We start from the raw sequence: 15,815 nt of genomic DNA on the forward strand, positions 1-15,815 counted from the left end.
ATTTGAGTAATCAGTAGTTAGAGTCAGAATTTGAGAATTAAACTGAAGAGTTTGATCCTGGCTCAGATTGAACGCTGGTGGCATGCTTAACACATGCAAGTCGAACGGTAACAGGTCTTCGGATGCTGACGAGTGGCGGACGGGTGAGTAACGCGTAGGAATCTGCCCATTTGAGGGGGATACCAGTTGGAAACGACTGTTAATACCGCATAATATCTGTGGATTAAAGGTGGCTTTCGGGCTGTCGCAGATGGATGAGCCTGCGTTGGATTAGCTAGTTGGTGGGGTAAGGGCCCACCAAGGCTACGATCCATAGCTGATTTGAGAGGATGATCAGCCACATTGGGACTGAGACACGGCCCAAACTCCTACGGGAGGCAGCAGTGGGGAATATTGGACAATGGGGGCAACCCTGATCCAGCAATGCCATGTGTGTGAAGAAGGCCTTAGGGTTGTAAAGCACTTTAGTTGGGGAGGAAAGCCTTAAGGTTAATAGCCTTGAGGAAGGACGTTACCCAAAGAATAAGCACCGGCTAACTCCGTGCCAGCAGCCGCGGTAATACGGGGGTGCAAGCGTTAATCGGAATTACTGGGCGTAAAGGGTCTGTAGGTGGTTTGTTAAGTCAGATGTGAAAGCCCAGGGCTCAACCTTGGAACTGCATTTGATACTGGCAAACTAGAGTACGGTAGAGGAATGGGGAATTTCTGGTGTAGCGGTGAAATGCGTAGAGATCAGAAGGAACACCAATGGCGAAGGCAACATTCTGGACCGATACTGACACTGAGGGACGAAAGCGTGGGGATCAAACAGGATTAGATACCCTGGTAGTCCACGCTGTAAACGATGAGTACTAGCTGTTGGAGTCGGTGTAAAGGCTCTAGTGGCGCAGCTAACGCGATAAGTACTCCGCCTGGGGACTACGGCCGCAAGGCTAAAACTCAAAGGAATTGACGGGGACCCGCACAAGCGGTGGAGCATGTGGTTTAATTCGATGCAACGCGAAGAACCTTACCTGGTCTTGACATCCTGCGAACTTTCTAGAGATAGATTGGTGCCTTCGGGAACGCAGTGACAGGTGCTGCACGGCTGTCGTCAGCTCGTGTTGTGAAATGTTGGGTTAAGTCCCGCAACGAGCGCAACCCCTATTGATAGTTACCATCATTAAGTTGGGTACTCTATTGAGACTGCCGCTGACAAGGCGGAGGAAGGTGGGGACGACGTCAAGTCATCATGGCCCTTACGACCAGGGCTACACACGTGCTACAATGGGTATTACAGAGGGCTGCGAAGGTGCGAGCTGGAGCGAAACTCAAAAAGGTACTCTTAGTCCGGATTGCAGTCTGCAACTCGACTGCATGAAGTCGGAATCGCTAGTAATCGCAGGTCAGAATACTGCGGTGAATACGTTCCCGGGTCTTGTACACACCGCCCGTCACACCATGGGAGTGGGTTGCTCCAGAAGTAGATAGCTTAACGAATGGGCGTTTACCACGGAGTGATTCATGACTGGGGTGAAGTCGTAACAAGGTAGCCGTAGGGGAACCTGCGGCTGGATCACCTCCTTAACGGAAATACGAAAGAATAAGAAATAAGCTTTAACTGCTGTTCAAGTGATTTAGCATAGTGTTTGTAGGTAATGTATTTTAGTGTGAATAGAATACGGGTCTGTAGCTCAGTTGGTTAGAGCGCACCCCTGATAAGGGTGAGGTCGGTAGTTCAAGTCTACTCAGACCCACCATTTTAGGTTTAGTTGGGGCCATAGCTCAGCTGGGAGAGCACCTGCTTTGCACGCAGGGGGTCAGCGGTTCGATCCCGCTTGGCTCCACCAATATTTTATTTACATGAAGATAGAGATATTTAACAATTTAGTATAGAAATAGACTTAAGAAAATAAGTGCAAGCGGTGGATGCCTTGGCATTCAGAGGCGATGAAGGACGTGATAATCTGCGATAAGCTTCGGTTAGCTGGTAAATGAGCTATGACCCGGAGATTTCCGAATGGGGGAACCCACCTGACACAAGTTAGGTACTCACTCGATATAGAGTGTAGAGCGAACGAGGGGAACTGAAACATCTAAGTACCCTTAGGAAGAGAAATCAATTGAGATTCCCGTAGTAGTGGCGAGCGAAGTGGGAAGAGCCTGGTATGATATAGTCTTAATTATAGTAGAACAAGTTGGGAAGCTTGACGATAGAGGGTGATAGTCCCGTATACGAAATAATCAAGATGGAACTAAGCATACGAACAAGTAGGACGGGGCACGTGGAACCTTGTCTGAACATGGGGGACCATCCTCCAAGGCTAAATACTCCTGAATGACCGATAGTGAACTAGTACCGTGAGGGAAAGGTGAAAAGAACCCTTATAAAGGGAGTGAAATAGAATCTGAAACCGCTTGCATACAAGCAGTAGGAGCATGATTTAGTCATGTGACTGCGTACCTTTTGTATAATGGGTCAGCGAGTTACTTTTAGTGGCGAGGATAACTGAATAAGGGATCCGTAGCGAAAGCGAGTTTTAATAGGGCGACTAGTCGCTAGGAGTAGACCCGAAACCGGCGCGATCTATCCATGGCCAGGTTGAAGATTAGGTAGTACTAATTGGAGGACCGAACCCAATACTGTTGCAAAAGTATGGGATGAGCTGTGGATCGGAGTGAAAGGCTAATCAAGCACGGAGATAGCTGGTTCTCCCCGAAAACTATTTAGGTAGTGCCTCGTGTATAACTCATTGGGGTAAAGCACTGTTTCGACAATGGGGGTTTTACGACCTTACTGACTCGATGCAAACTCAGAATACGATGAAGTTCGATCACGGGAGACACACTGCGGGTGCTAAGGTCCGCAGTGGAAAGGGAAACAGCCCAGACCGCCAACTAAGGTCCCAAAGTCATAGCTAAGTGGGAAACGAAGTGGGAAGGCCCAGACAGCCAGGAGGTTGGCTTAGAAGCAGCCACCCTTTAAAGAAAGCGTAATAGCTCACTGGTCGAGTCGGCCTGCACGTAAGATTTAACGGGGCTAAGCTATGCACCGAAGTTGCGGAATATATTTAGTATATTGGTAGGGGAGCGTTCTGTAAGCCGATGAAGGTGAATTGAGAAGTTTGCTGGAGGTATCAGAAGTGCGAATGCTGACATGAGTAACGTAAAATAAGTGAGATTCTTATTGGCCGAAAACCCAAGGATTCCTACGCAATGTTAATCAACGTAGGGTAAGCCGGCCCCTAAGGCGTAGCTGAAGAGTGAAGTCGATGGGAAACAGGTTAATATTCCTGTGCCGCTTATATGAACGAAGGAGGGACGGAGAAGGTTAGGTAGGCCTGGCGAATGGTTGTCCAGGTGAAAGTATGTAGGTAGAGGTGCTAGGCAAATCCGGCATCTTGTTAATCTGAGATACGAGACGAAGTCAAACTTGTTTGACGAAGCTATTGATACCATGCTTCCAGGAAAAGCTTCTAAGTATATTGTATAAGCGACCGTACTGTAAACCGACACTGGTGGGTAGGTAGAGAATACTAAGGCTATGAGATAACTCTGGTGGAAGGAACTAGGCAAAATGACACCGTAACTTTGGAAGAAGGTGTGCCCTTGATGGTGATGAGACTTGCTCTTTGAGCTGTTGGGGGTTGCAAATACCAGGTGGCTGCGACTGTTTATCAAAAACACAGCACTCTGCGAAATCGTAAGATGAAGTATAGGGTGTGACGCCTGCCCGGTGCTGGAAGGTTAATTGAAGGGGTTAGCGCAAGCGAAGCTCTGGATCGAAGCCCCAGTAAACGGCGGCCGTAACTATAACGGTCCTAAGGTAGCGAAATTCCTTGTCGGGTAAGTTCCGACCTGCACGAATGGCGTAACGATGGCCACACTGTCTCCACCAGAGGCTCAGTGAAATTGAAATCGCTGTGAAGATGCAGTGTACCCGCGGTTAGACGGAAAGACCCCGTGAACCTTTACTACAGCTTTGCACTGGACTTTGAATATTTATGTGTAGGATAGGTGGGAGACTATGAAGCAGCTACGCCAGTAGTTGTGGAGTCGACCTTGAAATACCACCCTTGAATATTTGAAGTTCTAACTCAGGAGAGATTCGAGGACAGTGTATGGTGGGTAGTTTGACTGGGGCGGTCTCCTCCTAAAGAGTAACGGAGGAGTACGAAGGTGCACTCGGTACGGTCGGAAATCGTGCCAAGAGTATAAAGGCAAAAGTGCGCTTGACTGCGAGAGTGACGGCTCGAGCAGGTACGAAAAGTAGGTCTTAGTGATCCGGTGGTCCCGAATGGAAGGGCCATCGCTCAACGGATAAAAGGTACTCCGGGGATAACAGGCTGATTCCTCCCAAGAGTTCATATCGACGGAGGAGTTTGGCACCTCGATGTCGGCTCATCACATCCTGGGGCTGAAGCAGGTCCCAAGGGTATGGCTGTTCGCCATTTAAAGTGGTACGCGAGCTGGGTTCAGAACGTCGTGAGACAGTTCGGTCCCTATCTGCCGTGGGCGTTAGAGATTTGAGAAGAGTTGCTCCTAGTACGAGAGGACCGGAGTGAACGAACCACTGGTGTTCCGGTTGTTTCGCCAGAAGCATTGCCGGGTAGCTACGTTCGGACGGGATAAACGCTGAAAGCATCTAAGCGTGAAGCCTCCTTCAAGATTAGATCTCTCTGATGAAAATCAGTAAGGAACGTTGGAGACTACGACGTTGATAGGCTGGGTGTGGAAGTACAGCAATGTATGAAGCTTACCAGTACTAATGATCCGAGAGACTTAAGTCTATTTCTATGCTGAATTGTTAAATATCTTTATAACCCCAAAACACAGTTTTGGCGATGATAGCTTGTAGGAACCACCTGATCCCATTCCGAACTCAGAAGTGAAACTACAAAACGCCGATGATAGTCTGGCATTGCCCAGGTGAAAGTAGGTAGTCGCCATCTTTTTCCATTCAAAGTCTTACATAATAAGCACGAATCAATAAGCCCTAAATTAATATAGGGCTTTTTTGTCGTTAAAATATTTTAATATCACAACTTTATCTTAAGTCGGTATAAATCATATATAACTAAATTATCGCATTTATTAATGATTTGGGTAGTATCCATTAAATTGTGTCTGTAGCTAGTCGACTTTATACTAAAGTTGAAAAAAAGATAAAGGACTAGCTAATGAAAGATATTAACTCACAACTACAAAAAAATATACAAGATGTATTACATTATGACAAAGGTAATGCTGTAGAAAATATAGTTAAACTTGTATTTGAAACAATAATGAATGCTGAAAGAAGCAAATTTCTTTCAACATCAGAAGGCAATAAAGCCAATGGTTACTATCAAAGACTGGCTCAAGAAATTAACAAATACTTCAAGCTTAACATTCCACAAGAAGCAGCTTCTGGCTGGTGTGAGGTTTTAGAAGATAAAGTCTCGAGGACTAGAAAAATGCTTAATGGTTATCGCTGATGGCTTATCAGGTTTATCAGATGTAGTTAAACAGCAATTACAGTCTATTTCAAAGATGTTTGGTTCACAAAATTAGAAACTCTTTTCCTAATCCAGATAGTGCCATGAATCTAATTTGTGCTTGTTTGATCAACTTCGAACAAAAAACTTATAAATACCCTGTGACTGCTTTTTCCAAAGTTAAGTATATTTTGGATGCAAAACTCGATAGGCTATAGTCACACTTTCTTGGATGGTATCTATAATGGTATGACTCCATATACATCTGGAACAACATTATCAGCTTAAGCAAGGTATGCTGCTGGTACAAAAGAGATTTTAAAAAGTATTTTATAGAAATTTTATATTTTTACTTTGATTTTATAATAGAATCTTTATATCTTTAATATTTATAATCTATAGCTATTTTAAGAGTAGTATAAAAATAACACTTATATTTTCTTTTGTAATGTTTCTCTTGAGAAGCCCATTACTTTACAGGCTCTTGATATGTTTCCTAACTCTTGTGCTAAGTTTAGTAAACCTACTTTGTTTTTTATGAGTTTATCGTTAGTATCTAACATAAGTTACCTCTTTGTTTTGATTTGTTTTTCTTCAATCTTATCAAAACAGGTAACTTAGTCTCTTGCAAGACTAGTGTCACATTATATCTAGACTAATTCAGTATATGTCCTCTAGCTTCTAATAATGGTCTAATTTCACTTTCTTTATGGAACCTAGCATTATCAATAATATAAACGCAATTGTCAGGCAACTGATCTAATAGTTCATCTTTAATCCATTGAGTATATAAGCTTGTATCGATATTACAGTTGAATAAATCTACACACATTAAATTACCATTATATAAAGCACCAATTGCATTTGTTCTATTTTTATTACCAAAGTCTTTAACGCCATAACACTTTTGTCCTTTAGGTGTATAACCATGTGTCCTAGGCATAATGCAAAGCCACTTTCATCACCATAAACTATATTCTTGCCCATACAGATATAAGTTTCTAACTTCTATTGGAATTCAGTTTGCTTAATAGGATCTGCTTTAGGGTGAGTATAAGTCTTTTTTTATATGTTATATTAAGTTTTTTTAAAGCGTAGTATATACAACTTTGGCTTACACCAAACTTTTCAGCTCGTTCATACTAGTAAGCATCAGGACGATCTTTAATATCTTGTAATAACTTAGATTTATCTAATTTTATATCTGGTCTTGATTTACCTTGCTTAGGCCTTACTTCTTTACTCCACAGATATAGCGTATTCTTACCTATGCAAAATCTGCTTGCTGCGGCTTCAAACGTTAAATTTTCTGACTCTTTTACCGATAGTACTTTTTGACGGAAATCTAAAGAATAAGTCATCGTTACAAATAGAAAATATTATAACTAAAATATATTGATTTAGCTATAAGCTCTAATCAATAGCACCTAAATTAATTAGGGCTTTTTTGTTTATGGCTCAACAAAATAGATATATCTCAACCAACATAAATAATATAGCTAAATAATCTATGAAATTAGTAGATATAACATTTTGCTAGAGAGCGTTTAAGTCTTTTAATGAAAGCCTTTTTCTTAATTATTATTAATAGTTTATTTGTTTCTATTTTAATTTTTATGGTTATTAATTAATCTTTATTTTAAATAACATTTAATATTTACCGTTAAATTTATTGACTATATGCATATGGATTACTAGTATAAGTACTACCAATGTAACACATTTTTTAAAAATATAGGGGAAAAATATGGCTACTTTAGTTGGTACTCAAGCAGAATTTGCTAAGGCAGTTCGAGAATTGGTAGAGTTGGATTTTGATGCGGTAGAAGCATACAAGACAGCTATTAATAGGTTAGAAAATATAAATTATAGAAATCGTTTACAGCAATTTAAAAAAGACCACGAAAGACATATAAGTGAATTGAATGCTGTCTTGGATGCACATGGAGAGAAAAAAGTAGAAAAACCTAGTATGAAACAATGGCTAACCAAAGCTAAAGTGGTTATATCTGATATAATGGGAAATGATATTAATGTACTTAAGGCCATGAATACAAATGAACAAGATACTAATACAGCTTATGAGAGAATAAATAAATATAAAGATAAATGGGTTGATGCAATTGAGCCTTTGAAAAAAGGACTAAAAGACGAAAAACGCCATAAAAAATGGATTCAATACGCTATAAGTAGTTGTAGCTAATGGTAGTAGCACAACCTTTAAAAAAAGAAAATGTGTATTTATTTATAAAGGTAAGTAGTAGGATTATCTGGACATTCATGTAAACCACATTCAAAGAATGTTGAAATCATATTAGCAAAAATGATTAGAATAAAAATTATAAACATAAAGTGGGTAAAGGTACGTAATATCTTATTACTTGCTTGGATGATTTCTTGAGGTCGGTGGCTAAGTTCATATTGCCGAGGATATGACATAACTATAGCAATATAAATTATAGCGACCATAGATATTACAAATACCCAGCTATACATATGCATACCTAAAACCTTTGAGCCAAATCCAACAGGATCAGTTATATGTAAGGCGATTTGTCTGAGGGAAACAAAAGATGTAAATACTGCTGCTAGTAGTGATAATGCATAATGACTAGGACGTATATTAAAGCGCATATTAAGTAAAAAACCAAATCCGATTGCTAATAATCCTAATCGTTGTAGTAAGCATAAAGGACAAGGAAGTTCATCCATTGCAAACTGGAAATAGAATGCTGCTATTATGCTTACAGCTATTCCCATTAGTTCTATAGCACTCAGAGCTTTAATTAAGTCATTTTCAATAAATGTTTTCATGTTTTGCTCCTTCATAGTTATAAGTAGATAGATAAGTGATTTGTCGCATGATGTAAAAATACAAGTCCAGCTACTATTAAAAAAATACTAAATGTAATTACGCCCCAACGTCTATTAAACCAAGCTATTAAAATTGAAATAAAAAGTAATGTGAAACTTATTAGTATACCAGGCATATTATCCACTCCTATATTTAACAATTTACAATTAAATAATAGCAGCAAATATAAAATATTGTATAAAGAATTTTTAAATTACGTTATTAAAAAGTATATTTCATACCACTATCTAGTACCATTATGAGGATGTTATAACTTTTGTGTTGTGGCAATTTTTCAATTAGTTTTTTAGCAACAAAATAGTTGGCTCCACTACTATGTCCTGCGTAAATACCTTGTTCATTAGATAAATCAAGACATCCTTGTATTGCTTGGTCATCACTAAACTGTATTATTTCATCAATATATGAAAGCTTCATTGATTTGCAGAAAACTGGATTACCTGGACCTTCTACTTTATAGCTATGTATGTTTTCTTTAATAGGCGCCCCATTATAGAAAATATCATAATAAACTGAACCTTTGGGGTCTGGCATAATAACCTTAGTTTGAGGATATATCTCTTTTATTTTTTTTGCACACCCACTGATTGTACCACCAGATCCACCAACAGTTATAAAGTAGTCGATATTAAATGATTGGGTTAGAAAATAATTAACTATTTCTTGTCCTGTAGTTTTATAATGGCATTCAGTATTTAATTGATTATCATACTGATTGATTAATATACCGTCGATATCTTTGGCAATTTCTTTGGCTTTATTAACATAAAAATTTGGATCTGTATGATCGGATGTATTTTTACAAATTGTAAGGTTTGCTCCAAAACTTTTAATCATTTCTCTTTTTAGTTGTCCTGTTTTTTCAGGACATGCAATGTACACGGGATGTTTATATAATTTACCAATGGCAGCTAAAGATGTCCCCATATTGCCTGAACTTGCTTCGATAATTGCTTGTTGAGCTTTTATTTTTTTGTTTTTTATTAAGTTTTCTAAGATATATTTCGCAACACGATCTTTGATACTGCCAGTTGGATTTAACCATTCACATTTAGCATAAAGATTATGATTGTTTATCGTATTTTTAAGTTTTATTATAGGAGTCTTTCCTATTAAAGATAGCATTAGAGTAGACGATGTTTTTTTAAAACTTAGAGTATTTTAACAAAATGTATGCGATAAGAAACTTATTTAACAATTTATTTGTTAATCGGATGATAAATAGCTATTGAATATGATGGGATTTGATGGATTATTGCTGCTTGAGAAGTGATTATTGTAGTGAATAACAAAAGTATTATTTTTTTCATTAGATTTTTCCTGGTTTTACGTTTATTTTGTAAATTTACTGTACTTCTTTTATTGAAGTCATATCATTAGTGATATCTCCAGTTAAGCTATCATTGATTAGTGATATTGTCTTAACAGTTTGGCCTTTATCTAAGTTTGCTTTATTTAAGTTTATATATACTCTATTACCTATTAGATTATCTACCACATATAATGTATTTTGTGATAATGATATTACTGATTTCCATTGTGTTGGCCATTTATCTTCTAAGCTTGGATTATTTAAACTTTCATTTCTATAACCCTTTATGAAAGGTACAGAAATTGAGTCAGCAGCTGCAAACATATAATTAACAGCTTGAGCTGTCGATTTTGCTTCTGGAAGATTTTCGCTTATAAAAGATGCTCTAACGAATCTATAAGCAGAATTTGCGCCACCAGGTAATTTATCAACATTATAAAAACCAAGCTCTTTAGCTTGCTTAAGAATTTTTTGCTGCTGATCATAACTTGGCTCATTGCTAATTGCTTTAACATTTCTATGTACTTTTAATTTACCATTTATGTACTCAATTAGTGCACTATCTCCTGTTTTATCTTCAACCATATAGTGAACTGGGATATTGCTCTCTTTACCATTGATTTTTATCGGAGGGTTATATATTTGATATTTATCAAGGTTATCTAGAACTTCCTTAACTGTAGCAAAATTACCTAATACATACCTAATCCAATATAATCCATTTACGCCTGGCTTGCTCGTATCTCTTTTTGGCTGAATCGTATCACCAAGATAAAGTAAATGTGCAGCTAAACCTTTTTCATTAAGACCTTCGCCAGTTAGATTTGCTAAATTTGTTTCATCAATAGATATATAGCCATATTTATCAGTCCATTTCAGAGAATTATTCTTTAAGCCTCCTGTTTCTTTTGTGCCTCTTGGATATATGGTCAAACTTGGCTTTAAATCTATAAATAGGTCCATGGTTCTACTAGTATAAATACCTAAATCTCTGCCAAAATCATGATTAAATTCTGAGCAAGCAAAAGTAGCTGGAGTTATAGTAAAAATACTACCAGTTAATATAATGCTTGAAATTATTTTATTCATATTCCTTCCTTTTCTACTTAATTAAATAATTTTAAGTTAGTTAATTAACTTACCCTGATAGTATATTTGTAGTAGTATTAACTTGTCTATAACAAAAAATGCATAACTATTATGCATAAATAGAGGACAATTATGAATTTTGATGATATTTTTCTTTTTGTTAAGCTTGTTAATAAAGGAACGTTTACTGAGTTAGCAAAACAGTTAAATGTTTCTCAGAGTACAGTTTCGCGTAGAATTCAAAGCTTAGAGGAGTCTATTAACACTAAGCTACTAAAGAGAAATTCAAGAGGTGTTATCGAAATTACAACAGAAGGTCAGTCATTATATAACAACTTTAGTTATATCGAAAAACAAGCTGTTATGACACTTCAAAAATGGATTAACAGTTCTAAACAAGTTAAAGGTATTTTAAGAATAGGGGTACCAAAGTTATTTTTTGATAATATTCTTGTTCCTAAGCTTGATACATTTTATGCACGCTACCCTAATGTGCAATTAATATTTAGTTATACAGCTAGGGTAGTTGATTTAGTAAAAGATAACATAGATATAGCAATTACGACAAAAAAACCAATAACTCATAACTGCACTATAAAAACTCTTATTAGAGCTAAAAATAAACTTTACGCGTCTAAAAAGTATATTCAAGAAAAAGGTACTCCTCAAACCGTAAAGGAATTAGAAAATCATAATATTGTTGGCTTTGTAAGTAATGATAGATGCCAGAATATTTTAGAGGCTTTCTCGGAGTTAGATAATTCTAGTCAAGAAGTTACTATTAATCCTGATTTGTTTCTTAATAATGCTATTTATAATATTAACTTAGCAACTAAATGTAACAGAATTATAAATGTTTTAGATATTTTTGTTGATAGTAAAGCAGATATAGAGCCAGTTTTGAGTGAATATTATTTTGGCAAAACAAGTTTCTACTTGATACGTGCTACAGGCGTACGTAGTAATTTAGAAAGAGAATTTGTTAAGTTTGTCGATATGTGTTTGCAAGCTATTTTAAATTCTTAACAAGAAATATTTTTTGTTCTAATGATTAAAATCAAACTAATAAGATTAGTTAACTCTTATGAGAAAAATATTAATGATTTTTAGTTGTAATAATTATTTAAACAGATTCTTATACGATTGTGGCTGGATATTCATTTAATATTAGAAGAGAAGGGTTTAACAGCAATTTACAGCAGCTAATGTAAAGATATAAAACAACAAAAAAACATCTAGAGTTCAACAGTTAAAAAATAGAAATAAATATCTAGATAAATTACTTGCCAATACAAAAGCTTGAAAATATTTTGCCTAATAAGTCATCTGAACTAAATTCACCAGTAATCGAATTAAGATACTCTTGGACAATTAATAACTCTTCAGCTAAAAGCTCACCATTACCAAGCTCTAATTGTTGTTTGGCAAGTTTAATATGTTCAAAAGCATTATTTATCGCTGTAACATGTCTTTCACGCGCAGTATAGATACTTTCATTTTGATTTGTATAGCCAACTTTGTTGAGGATGTGTTCTTTTAATCTATCAATGCCAATGTTATTTTCAGCTGATATATATATGTGATTATCATGATTTTGAGGAACTTCTTTGAGAAGATCTATTTTATTATGTACATATGTGATATCGATATTTTTAGGAATTTGATCATAAAATTCAGGAATTATATCTTTTATATCACTAAATTTAATTTGGCTATTTGTATAGTCATCAGTTACAAATAGTACTTGATCAGCTTCTTGAATTTTCTTGATAGCTCTTTTGATTCCTTCACTTTCAATTATATCATCACTGTTGCGTAGCCCCGCAGTATCAATGATATGCATAGGAACACCATTTATTTGTATATGTTCTTTGACAATATCTCTAGTTGTACCTGCTATTGATGTTACGATTGCTGATTCTTTACCTGCAAGGGCATTTAAAAGGCTTGACTTACCAGCATTTGGTTTGCCAACTAGTATTAGAGTTATACCTTCAGCAAGTATCACACCTTGTTTACAACTATTCTTGACATCAAGTATTGTTTTATATATTTCTTCTAAACTAGTGTGAATTTTTTGATCTTCTAAAAAGTTTATTTCTTCCTCTGGAAAATCAATAGAAGCCTCTACATACATTCTTAAATAGATGAGTTTTTCTAAAAGATTATTTATCTCTTTAGAAAAATCTCCTTGTAGTGATTTAGCTGCAGACTTAGCTGCTATTTCTGATGATGCATTAATAATATCAGCAACAGCTTCTGCTTGAGCTAAATCAAGTTTATTATTCAGAAATGCTCTCTCAGTAAATTCACCTGCCTTTGCCATCCTAGCACCGCAATTAAGTGCTGCTTTGATAATCAAATTCAATATAAACGGGTTACCATGAGCTTGTATCTCTACAACATCTTCACCTGTATATGACAAAGGCGCTTTAAAGAATATTACAATACCGTGGTCTATTATTTCACTATCATTGTAAATATTAGAGAATATTGCATAACGAGGTTTTAAGTGTCTTTTAGTAAGTTTCTCAGCTATTACTAGAGCATCTATTCCTGATATCCTGACTATACCTATACCACCATTACCTTGAGGGGTTGCTATTGCAACTATAGTATCTTTTGTATACATATTTATCTTAGTTTTTGATTTGAACTATCAAAATTATCATCTTCTTGATCGATGATTCTACCTTTTTTACTTTTATATTGTCTAAAAAATTCTGGATTTTCTTTAATTATTTTTCTACGTATAAAAAATGAAGAAACCATCAGGAAAATTATTAAAAAAACAAATAAAGGTGCAAAAACGATAAATGATAATATGGCAATTGCTATAAGAGTTAGTGAAGTTAAAATTTGTTTTACATTATTATTCATTACTTTGCTTTATATTATTTAGCTTGTATAATATGACTACAAGTATATCACTTAGGTGGTTATTAAAATAGAGCTCTATAAAAATCTATAGGCTCGGTATTCAAATCCGGAGGTTTATATGAATATTCAAATTACTGGTAGACATGTTGAAGTTACAGATTCAATTAAGAACTATGTTAATGAAAAGGTAGGTAAAGTTGGGCACTATTTTGATAATATCACTTCGACTAAAGTTATATTAGATGTTGAGAAAGATCATCAAGTAGCAGAGGCTATAGTTACAGTTCCTGGTAGTGAATTTGTTGCGAAAGCTGAAGATAAAGATTTATATGCAGCTATAGATATGCTTGAAGATAAGTTAGCGCGTCAGTTAAAAAAGCACAAAGATAAAATGAGATGTAATCACGGCGAATAATACACTATCTTATTCAAATCTATTCAATTTTTACCTATGAATCTAAAAGCTCTAATTGATAAAAAAAATATTATCTTAAATTTGAATATCGAGTCTAAAAAACGCTTAATCGAGTTTTTTGCAAATAGAATCGCAGATACTTATCCTGATGTGAGCGAAGATCTTGTGCTTAAAAATATTTATAAGCGTGAAAGAATAGGTAACACTTATATTGGTAAAAATATTTATATTCCTCATTGCCGCGTTGAGAATCTTATGACTACTAGGTTGATTATTGTGACATTAAAAAATAGTTATTATGATGATTCTGTCAACGATGATATAAAAATAGCAGTAGGTGTTTTTTTTCCTGAAAATATATCTACAATACATATGGAGCTGCTAAAACAATTAGCTTTATATTTAAAAGAAGATAAGATACAGCAGTATTTTCAATCGGCAGAAAATTCCGAAGATTTGTACAATTTAATTATTAATCCTAGTAATGAATAATCTATTTAATAATATACGTATAGTTTTAGTAGAGCCATCTCATAGTGGTAATGTTGGTTCTACTGCTAGAGCAATGTTAAATATGGGGTTAACAAATTTATGGTTAGTTAACCCTAAAAAGGGGATAGATGATGAAGCTATAGCACTATCATGTCATGCTACAGAAGTTGTCAAGAATGCTAAGATTGTAGCTAATCTAGTAGAGGCTCTTGAAGGTGTGGATTATGTGGTTGGAACTAGCGCAAGAGTGCGTAGAGTATCTCTACCTATAGAACCTATATCTAAAGTTGCTACAAATATTCTTAGTAAAATTCAAAAATCTGATGAAAAAGTTGCAATATTATTTGGTAGAGAAAGAACAGGGCTTTTAAATGAAGAGCTTTTGATGAGTAATGTACATGCTTATATACCATCAAATGAAGGGTATACTTCATTAAATCTAGCTCAAGCTGTACAACTAGTAGCGTATGAGATTTATAAGCAAGCAGTTGAGATTAGTGATCTAAAACAAGTTCCTGAATATAATCATCTGCATAAAAAGGCTTCTGTCAAAGAATTGCAAGGATTATATCAACATTTTGAAGATAGTATGGTGCAGTCAGGATTTTTAGATAAAAATAAACCTGGGCATGTGATGGACAAAATACGCAGACTTTTTCAAAGATCTGAGCTTGAGAGTCAAGAAGTTAATATTTTGAGAGGATTTTTGACATCATTAAATAATCAGGATAAGTTAGGATGATTATATTAGGTATAGATGAGGCAGGGCGTGGACCATTATCAGGACCTGTGGTTGCTGCAGGGGTTGTATTAGACCCAAATATAATTATTGATGGTCTTGCAGATTCAAAGAAGCTAACCGAAAAAAAACGTCAATCACTCTATCAACAAATAATCTCTCATGCAAAGGCTTATACAATAGTTGAAATTAGTTCGCATCAAATTGATGAGCTAAATATTCTTCAAGCAACCCTAAAAGCTATGCATCAGGTTGCAGATAATTTAAGAGGGCAGTTTGATAAGATATTAGTTGACGGTAACAAATTACCAAATTGGAATTATAATTCGGAAGCTATAGTAAAGGGTGACTCAAAAATTCTAGAAATATCTGCAGCTTCAATCTTGGCAAAGGTGCATAGAGATAATATTTGTCTTGAGCATGATAGATTATATCCACAGTATGGTTTTGCTAAGCATAAAGGTTATCCAACAAAAGAGCACCTTGAAAATATAAAAAAATATGGCGTATTAGATATCCATAGAAAAAGCTATAAGCCTGTACAAATATTATTATAG

Annotated in this window: 14 protein-coding genes, 2 tRNA genes, 3 rRNA genes and 2 pseudogenes; 12 read left to right on the plus strand and 9 right to left on the minus strand. The window is 35.7% G+C overall.

Translation table 11 applies throughout. From position 1 onward, the window contains the following. The first annotated feature begins 39 nt into the window (after window positions 1-39). The 6 genes from FSC454_RS03395 to FSC454_RS03420 all read left to right on the plus strand — a co-directional run bounded on the left by FSC454_RS03395 (window position 40) and on the right by FSC454_RS03420 (window position 5,456). Window positions 40-1,566 (plus strand): 16S ribosomal RNA (locus tag FSC454_RS03395). 96 nt (window positions 1,567-1,662) lie between these two features. After that, window positions 1,663-1,739 (plus strand) — tRNA-Ile (locus tag FSC454_RS03400). Window positions 1,740-1,753: 14 nt separating this feature from the next. Continuing rightward, a tRNA-Ala gene (locus FSC454_RS03405) sits at window positions 1,754-1,829 on the plus strand. Window positions 1,830-1,881: 52 nt separating this feature from the next. Beyond that, a 23S ribosomal RNA gene (locus FSC454_RS03410) occupies window positions 1,882-4,769 on the plus strand. 47 nt (window positions 4,770-4,816) lie between these two features. Further along, window positions 4,817-4,931: ribosomal RNA gene (gene rrf / locus FSC454_RS03415) — 5S ribosomal RNA — on the plus strand. Together the 16S, 23S and 5S rRNA genes with 2 tRNA genes alongside form the textbook arrangement of a ribosomal RNA operon. 228 nt (window positions 4,932-5,159) lie before the next feature. Further along, window positions 5,160-5,456 (plus strand): hypothetical protein, encoded by a 297-nt coding sequence (locus FSC454_RS03420; protein WP_066046449.1) that lies wholly within the window; start codon window positions 5,160-5,162, stop codon window positions 5,454-5,456. Window positions 5,457-5,896: 440 nt separating this feature from the next. On the opposite strand, the pseudogene FSC454_RS09645 reads toward FSC454_RS03420, so the two are convergent. The 3 genes and pseudogenes from FSC454_RS09645 to FSC454_RS09955 form a co-directional block, all read right to left on the minus strand. Beyond that, window positions 5,897-6,019: pseudogene (locus FSC454_RS09645) on the minus strand (helix-turn-helix domain-containing protein); the annotation flags it as partial. Between the two features lie 92 nt (window positions 6,020-6,111). Then, complete coding sequence (locus tag FSC454_RS03425; protein ID WP_066046450.1) at window positions 6,112-6,399, minus strand: transposase; 288 nt, start codon at window positions 6,397-6,399, stop codon at window positions 6,112-6,114. Between the two features lie 58 nt (window positions 6,400-6,457). Next, a pseudogene (locus FSC454_RS09955) lies at window positions 6,458-6,817 on the minus strand (IS630 transposase-related protein). A 386-nt stretch (window positions 6,818-7,203) separates the two neighbouring features. Between FSC454_RS09955 and FSC454_RS03435 the strand changes: the two are divergent. After that, window positions 7,204-7,659, plus strand: a complete 456-nt coding sequence (locus FSC454_RS03435) for a DUF892 family protein (protein WP_071794777.1) — start codon at window positions 7,204-7,206, stop codon at window positions 7,657-7,659. 38 nt (window positions 7,660-7,697) lie between these two features. Here FSC454_RS03435 and FSC454_RS03440 read toward each other — a convergent pair whose 3' ends face one another. The 4 genes from FSC454_RS03440 to FSC454_RS03450 all read right to left on the minus strand — a co-directional run bounded on the left by FSC454_RS03440 (window position 7,698) and on the right by FSC454_RS03450 (window position 10,732). After that, the gene (locus FSC454_RS03440) at window positions 7,698-8,270 is read right to left on the minus strand and encodes a disulfide bond formation protein B (protein ID WP_066046451.1); all 573 of its coding nucleotides are present in this window, start codon (window positions 8,268-8,270) and stop codon (window positions 7,698-7,700) included. A 17-nt stretch (window positions 8,271-8,287) separates the two neighbouring features. Next, on the minus strand, window positions 8,288-8,446 hold the full coding sequence (locus FSC454_RS09775; protein ID WP_003025430.1) for a DUF5993 family protein: 159 nt from the start codon (window positions 8,444-8,446) through the stop codon (window positions 8,288-8,290). Between the two features lie 86 nt (window positions 8,447-8,532). Beyond that, window positions 8,533-9,456, minus strand: a complete 924-nt coding sequence (locus FSC454_RS03445) for a PLP-dependent cysteine synthase family protein (protein WP_066046452.1) — start codon at window positions 9,454-9,456, stop codon at window positions 8,533-8,535. 220 nt (window positions 9,457-9,676) lie between these two features. Continuing rightward, window positions 9,677-10,732, minus strand: a complete 1,056-nt coding sequence (locus FSC454_RS03450; protein ID WP_066046453.1) for a linear amide C-N hydrolase — start codon at window positions 10,730-10,732, stop codon at window positions 9,677-9,679. Window positions 10,733-10,864: 132 nt separating this feature from the next. On the opposite strand from FSC454_RS03450, the gene FSC454_RS03455 reads away from it, so the two are divergent. Further along, complete coding sequence (locus FSC454_RS03455; RefSeq protein WP_066046454.1) at window positions 10,865-11,758, plus strand: LysR family transcriptional regulator; 894 nt, start codon at window positions 10,865-10,867, stop codon at window positions 11,756-11,758. Between the two features lie 253 nt (window positions 11,759-12,011). Here the strand turns inward: FSC454_RS03455 and mnmE are convergent, their stop codons facing one another. Together mnmE and FSC454_RS03465 are read right to left on the minus strand one after the other, a co-directional pair. After that, window positions 12,012-13,364 (minus strand): tRNA uridine-5-carboxymethylaminomethyl(34) synthesis GTPase MnmE, encoded by a 1,353-nt coding sequence (mnmE, locus tag FSC454_RS03460; protein ID WP_066046455.1) that lies wholly within the window; start codon window positions 13,362-13,364, stop codon window positions 12,012-12,014. Window positions 13,365-13,366: 2 nt separating this feature from the next. Further along, complete coding sequence (locus tag FSC454_RS03465; protein WP_014548656.1) at window positions 13,367-13,612, minus strand: hypothetical protein; 246 nt, start codon at window positions 13,610-13,612, stop codon at window positions 13,367-13,369. A 118-nt stretch (window positions 13,613-13,730) separates the two neighbouring features. On the opposite strand from FSC454_RS03465, the gene hpf reads away from it, so the two are divergent. Genes hpf through rnhB form a run of 4 tightly spaced genes read left to right on the plus strand, consistent with a single transcriptional unit; the run spans window position 13,731 to window position 15,815 of the window. After that, on the plus strand, window positions 13,731-14,027 hold the full coding sequence (hpf, locus tag FSC454_RS03470) for a ribosome hibernation-promoting factor, HPF/YfiA family (RefSeq protein WP_003034470.1): 297 nt from the start codon (window positions 13,731-13,733) through the stop codon (window positions 14,025-14,027). Window positions 14,028-14,063: 36 nt separating this feature from the next. Beyond that, on the plus strand, window positions 14,064-14,519 hold the full coding sequence (locus FSC454_RS03475; protein ID WP_014548655.1) for a PTS sugar transporter subunit IIA: 456 nt from the start codon (window positions 14,064-14,066) through the stop codon (window positions 14,517-14,519). After that, entirely contained in the window at window positions 14,512-15,261 is a 750-nt protein-coding gene (locus FSC454_RS03480; protein WP_014548654.1) for an RNA methyltransferase, read from the plus strand. Before FSC454_RS03475 ends, FSC454_RS03480 begins: the two co-directional genes overlap by 8 nt. After that, the gene (gene rnhB, locus FSC454_RS03485; protein WP_066046456.1) at window positions 15,258-15,815 is read left to right on the plus strand and encodes a ribonuclease HII; all 558 of its coding nucleotides are present in this window, start codon (window positions 15,258-15,260) and stop codon (window positions 15,813-15,815) included. The genes FSC454_RS03480 and rnhB overlap by 4 nt, the downstream gene beginning before the upstream one ends.

It is taken from the genome of Francisella hispaniensis FSC454 (assembly GCF_001885235.1).
GTDB lineage: Bacteria > Pseudomonadota > Gammaproteobacteria > Francisellales > Francisellaceae > Francisella > Francisella hispaniensis.